This is a genomic window from Flavobacterium sp. (assembly GCF_021151785.1).
In the GTDB taxonomy this organism is placed as follows: domain Bacteria; phylum Bacteroidota; class Bacteroidia; order Flavobacteriales; family Flavobacteriaceae; genus Flavobacterium.
Genome location: NZ_JAGKWP010000128.1, coordinates 1 through 5,589, shown reverse-complemented (window position 1 = coordinate 5,589; position 5,589 = coordinate 1). Strand labels below are relative to the sequence as shown.

General features: G+C 30.7%; 4 protein-coding genes. All 4 read right to left on the bottom strand.

Features of this window, described 5'->3' with window-relative positions; translation table 11 throughout:
• Positions 1-1,985, bottom strand: a 1,985-nt coding sequence (locus QZ824_RS10460; protein ID WP_291275960.1) for a sodium:proline symporter, incomplete at its 3' end; no start/stop codon positions are given.
• Positions 1,986-2,325: 340 nt separating this feature from the next.
• Positions 2,326-2,541 carry a DUF6814 family protein gene (locus tag QZ824_RS10455; protein ID WP_291275959.1) on the bottom strand — a complete coding sequence of 72 codons (216 nt, stop codon included), beginning with the start codon at positions 2,539-2,541 and terminating at the stop codon, positions 2,326-2,328.
• A gap of 11 nt (positions 2,542-2,552) precedes the next feature.
• The gene (locus QZ824_RS10450) at positions 2,553-4,091 is read right to left on the bottom strand and encodes an MFS transporter (RefSeq protein ID WP_291275958.1); all 1,539 of its coding nucleotides are present in this window, start codon (positions 4,089-4,091) and stop codon (positions 2,553-2,555) included.
• A gap of 28 nt (positions 4,092-4,119) precedes the next feature.
• The gene (locus QZ824_RS10445; protein WP_291275957.1) at positions 4,120-5,514 is read right to left on the bottom strand and encodes a porin; all 1,395 of its coding nucleotides are present in this window, start codon (positions 5,512-5,514) and stop codon (positions 4,120-4,122) included.
• Positions 5,515-5,589 lie beyond the last annotated feature (75 nt).

The window sequence follows — 5,589 nt, the reverse complement described above, 5'->3', positions numbered from 1 at the left end:
TTCTCGCCGCGCGCGGCGGCAAGCTCGGCTTGGGTTTTGCCGGCTTGTTCCCGCGCCATTTTCACCCTGTCACCTATTGCGTTTTGGTTGTTTTCGATAGCGCGGGTGCCTGTCCGATATTCTACTTTTTCTTCTTGTACCACACTTGAAATTAAAATTTTAGCAGAGGCAGTGCCAATATGTCCCGTTAAAAGATTTTCTGCAAATTTTATTAAACGAGCATCAGCTAAATCGGTATTAGTTTCAACATTATATTTTAGATTAAAAATTGTCATTGCCCGTTTAGTTCTTTCTTCACCTAAAAACTTAACTAATACTTTTTCAATGTCACTAGTGTAAGCTGTTCCTTTCCATACAAAAGCATTTTCATGATTGGTACTGTACTTATCAATATCAATATACATTTCAGCATAATTTCGTTCTCTATAATTCCCTTTAAAACTAACAGAAACTCCAAAATAAACGATACTATTAAAAAGTAAACTCCAAAAAAAGGCATGAGTAACTGGTTGTAAGTAATTGAGACCAAATAACTGAAAAGGTTTTAATAACTCTATTCCAAATAATCCATCCGATATAAAAGCACTTTCCTTGCTTGAAAGTCCAATAGCATATGGCACTAACAAGGTATAAAAACAGATAATAATTCCAATTAAAATTCCCCATATAGCACCTTGTCTTGAACCTCTTCTCCAAAAAAGAGCACCAAAAAAAGCGGGGGCTAATTGTGCAATGATTGCAAAAGATACTAATCCAATTGAAACTAATGTATAATTTAATGCAAAGTATCTGTATATCAAATAAGACAAAACAATTAAAATAAAAATACCTATTCTTCTTATTTTTATAATTTTCTTATTATTAATAACTTGATCTTCATTACTTAATTTACCAAGAAAAGTATAAGGTATTAATATATTGTTACTCAACATAGTAGACAAACTTACACAAGCAACAATAATCATTGAAATAGCAGCAGAAAAACCACCTAAAAAAACAATAACAGTCAAAACTTGATTGTTAAATAATTGAGGTATAAGTAAAGAGTAAGAATCTGCATTAACAGATAAATCTTTAAATAATATATTACCTCCCCAAGCTATTGGATAAACAAATAAATTAAATAATAATAAATAAAGCGGAAACAACCAAATCGCCGTTTTTAGATGACGTTCTCTGTTATTTTCTACAACTGAAACTTGAAATTGTCTTGGCAATAGGAAAACGGCAAATAAAGACATGATTATTAAAAAAAACCAATTAATTGCTTGAGATAATCCTCCTAATCGATTTCGCTCTTTAAAAAAAGTAAGTTGATTTGCTCTAATGTAAATATCTTCAAAACCATCAAAAACATAAAAAGTAACATATAAACCAATAAAAATAAAAAAAACAAGTTTTAAAATACTTTCAGCAGCAACAGCCGTAACAATACCTCTTCTTTTTTCTGATGCATCAACATATTTAGAACCGTAATAAGACGCAAACATAGCTAAAGCTAAAGCTACATAAGTAGTGGTATCATCAAAAATATTAGAGCTTGACTCAGTTTTTGAAACAATATGAAAAGATTCTGAAATAGCTTTTAATTGTAAGGCAATATAAGGTAAAATAGCAATCAAACAAACCACAGTAACAATGGCGCCTAAAAATCTACTATTTCCATATCGTAATGAAATAAAATCAGCAATACTAGAAATCTTATTAACATTTGAAATTCTAATAATACGTCTAAGGACTATAATCCATGCAGGAATAATAATTACTGGACCTAAATATATAGGTAAATAACCCAAACCTGATTTAGCTGCAACTCCAATACTACCATAGTAAGTCCAAGCCGTACAATAAACTGCTAACGACAAAGAATACACATATGGATTATTACTCCATTTTACATTTTCTTTTTTTTCAGCCCAATGCGCAACAAAAAATAAAAAGGCAAGATAAATTAATAATATGACTATGAGAGAAAAACTATTCATAATATCTTTTTAAGATAATATAAGAAATCATTACTGAAAAGATCCACAATGAAAATAAATAAATATATAAAACAGGAATACCAAAAAAAAATGAAGAAGTATCAAACAACAAAAGTATAGGTAAATTAAACCCTACTAACAAAATAAATGAAAGCACTACTAGCTTTTGTTGATGCCTTTTTTTCATTAATTATAAATAAATATTAATTTTAAAATTTATTTCTTAAAAATATAACATTTATTTTACATGATAAAAAACATTTTGCAAAATAGATATAGCTATTTTTAAATAAAAAAAGCCCTTGAAATCAAGGGCTAGGAGATTGAAAACTAATATTACTTAATCTTCATATTCATCAGTGATAGCATAATAGCCAAAAATTGCTAAACCTGTTACAACTAATGGTAATAAGATAAAAAATATGATGATACCAAATACTAAATCATCTTGTTTTCCAGAGGAAAGTTTACCTCCAAAAATTTCGATACTAAAGAAAGCCATTGCAGCTGCTAAGAGTATCCATACTATTCCTAAATATTTTTTTACTGTATTCATAGTCATATATATTATTCGTGAAGTGTATTAATTTTTCTGTCTATATAAATCATTCCGATGATAAATGATATACCAGCAATAATGATTGGATACCATAATCCTTCTAAATAAAATTCTGGATCACCAGCGTCTTTAGCTGTGGTAACAAAATATGTAGAAATAGCTGGTAATAAACCTCCAAAGATTCCGTTACCCACGTGATAAGGTAATGACATGGAAGTATAACGAATTTTAACAGGAAACATTTCAACTAGGAAAGCTGCAATTGGTCCATAAACCATAGTAACAAATATAACTTGAATAAAAACTAAGAAAATCAATAAAGCCATATTAGAAGAATTAATTTTTTTAGAAATTTTAGTTTCTATTTTTTCTTTTCCTTTATCATCTAACATTACTTTTCCATTTTCTAAATGAATTGTTTTCACTTCTTCTAACAAAGTTCCATCTGTATATTCTTTATTAGTAGTGTAAATTGAATCTATTTTGGTAGCATCTACTTCTTTCATAGAAGGTACTATTTTTGTTTTCTCAACAATTTCAGTTTTTAAAGCCACGTCAGTAGTCTCATACATCATTTTATAAATTGGACGATATAATAATATTGCTATTAACATACCCGCCATCATAATATTTTTTCTACCTATTTTATCACTCAACCAACCAAAAACAATAAAGAAAGGAGTTCCTAAAACTAATGCAATCCCTAATAAAGTTTCTACTTGAGATGCATCAACCATTTGTACTGTTTTTAAGAAATTCATAGCATAAAATTGACCCGTATACCAAACTACACCTTGTCCCATAGTAGCTCCAAATAAAGCTAATAAAACAAATTTCAAATTGTACTTATTACCAAAGCTCTCTTTTAAAGGATTTGTTGCAGTTTTCCCTTCAGCTTTTGCCTTTGCAAATTCAGGCGATTCGTGCATGTTTTTTCTAATTTGCACAGAAACAAAAACCATTAAAATAGATACCCAAAAAGGTACTCTCCAACCCCAATCTTCAAATTGCTCTTTTGATAATAAAGATTTTGTTGCCAAAATAACCAGTAAAGACACAAATAAACCAACAGTTGCAGTTGTTTGAATCCAGGCAGTCCAATATCCTTTTTCTCCTTTAGGCGCATGTTCGGCTACATATGTTGCTGCACCACCATACTCACCACCTAAGGCTAATCCTTGAAGCAATCGAAGAACTAATACTAAGACAGGAGCTGCAAAACCAATAGTTTCATAACTAGGAATACATCCTATTACAAAGGTAGCCCCTCCCATTAATAATAAAGTTACCATAAAGGTATATTTTCTACCAATCAAATCACCTAACCTTCCAAAGAATAATGCTCCAAAAGGGCGAACCACAAATCCTGCGGCAAATGTTGCTAAAGTAGATAAAAAAGCTGCTGTTGGATTATCAGAAGGGAAAAATTTAGTAGATAAAACAACGGCTAAACTTCCAAAAATATAGAAGTCATACCACTCAATCATTGTTCCCATTGAGGAAGCAGAAATTACTTTCCAAATTCCTTTTTTACTGTTATCACTCATAAGTTATAAATTTAGTTTGTTATTAGTTTTATAGATATACTTGTAGTTGTAATAAGAATTCTCCTTTGTATCCGTCAATATGATCTACAGTTGTGTAAACTGGACGATTTGAATATTGTGCAGTTAACTTAGCATGATGTCCATCTAAAAATAAATTAGTCCCTAAGTCAAATTGATTGCTTGATTTCTTTAATGCATCAAAATTTTTATTGGTGTAAGCTAAATAAGGTTGAATTCTAACTTTTGGTTTTTCATTTTTATTAGGGATCAAGAAACCTGCTTGCGTATACCAAATTGAACCTGTACCAATCATTGGCTGAGCATTCCCTGGTCCAGCTAATGCTTTTGCTCCAGTGAAAGTAGCATCTGCTATTCCTTCATTCATGATTCCAATGTTTCTTAGATAATTTGGACCAAAATTGTAATTATAGTAAACACTATATGCCGTAACAGCCATTTTCTTTTCTTTGGCTCCGATTGGCATATCTAAAAATACATCACCAGAGAATAAGTTAATATCATGCTTGCTTACAGTTAAATCACTATTTCTACTTCTTGTTCCATTCGGGGCAGTATAAAAACCAGCACCAATATTAAAAACTTTTTTGGTACCTAAATAAGTCCCTACTTTGAAAGGCAATAAATTTGCTTCTTTATCTAAAAACTGATACTCAACATATCCTGCTTTAGACCATTTTGTGTTACCATTATTATCAAAAGATGTATTTTCAGCATTCACATAGTTACCAGAAGTATTTTTTGCTAAAACATCAATATTAGTTGAAAACGGTTTATTCAAGCTGAAACGATATTCTAATTTATTGTATTTTCCTTTGGCAAAAATTCCCACCTGACGTGCAAACTGATCTGAATTATCAATTAAAGGCCAGTTAAAAATTGGCGCATCAATAGTTAAAAAATTCAGTGTTGATGCCATTGTCATACGAGATAAACCCATGTAGTAGTGAAGCCCTGCTCCTATTGATAAACTAAATGGCTTTCCTTCTTTAGGAAGTACAACTGCATACTCATTCCAAGCATCGTGAAAAAACAAACCTGGTTTTTTTCCAGCTCCATAACCACCTGTACCTGAGGTTCCTGCTGCACCACCATTAGTAAATGTTTGATTGTTAATTCCAAAATGAGTTACAATCATGTAGCGAGGTGAAATTTGCGCATAAGCTAAAATTCTTAATCGTCTTAGACTGATGTCTTCTTGTGTAGTAGTTGAAGCATCACCAATCATAGTTCCTGGATTCATTTGAGAAGAACGCATCCAAACTTGATTCCAAGCAATAAATCTAATAAATTTATTTCCCTCGGGATTTAAATTTAATTTTAAACCATTACCGTAGTCTGTAGAACCTTGACCAAAGGTAATTGCTGAACACAAAGTAACAGCAGCAATTAAAATTTTTTTCATAATGATTAATTTGGTTAGTAATCGATTTTTCGTTGGACCAAATTCTTAAAATTTCAATATGAAAAAAATTAATAT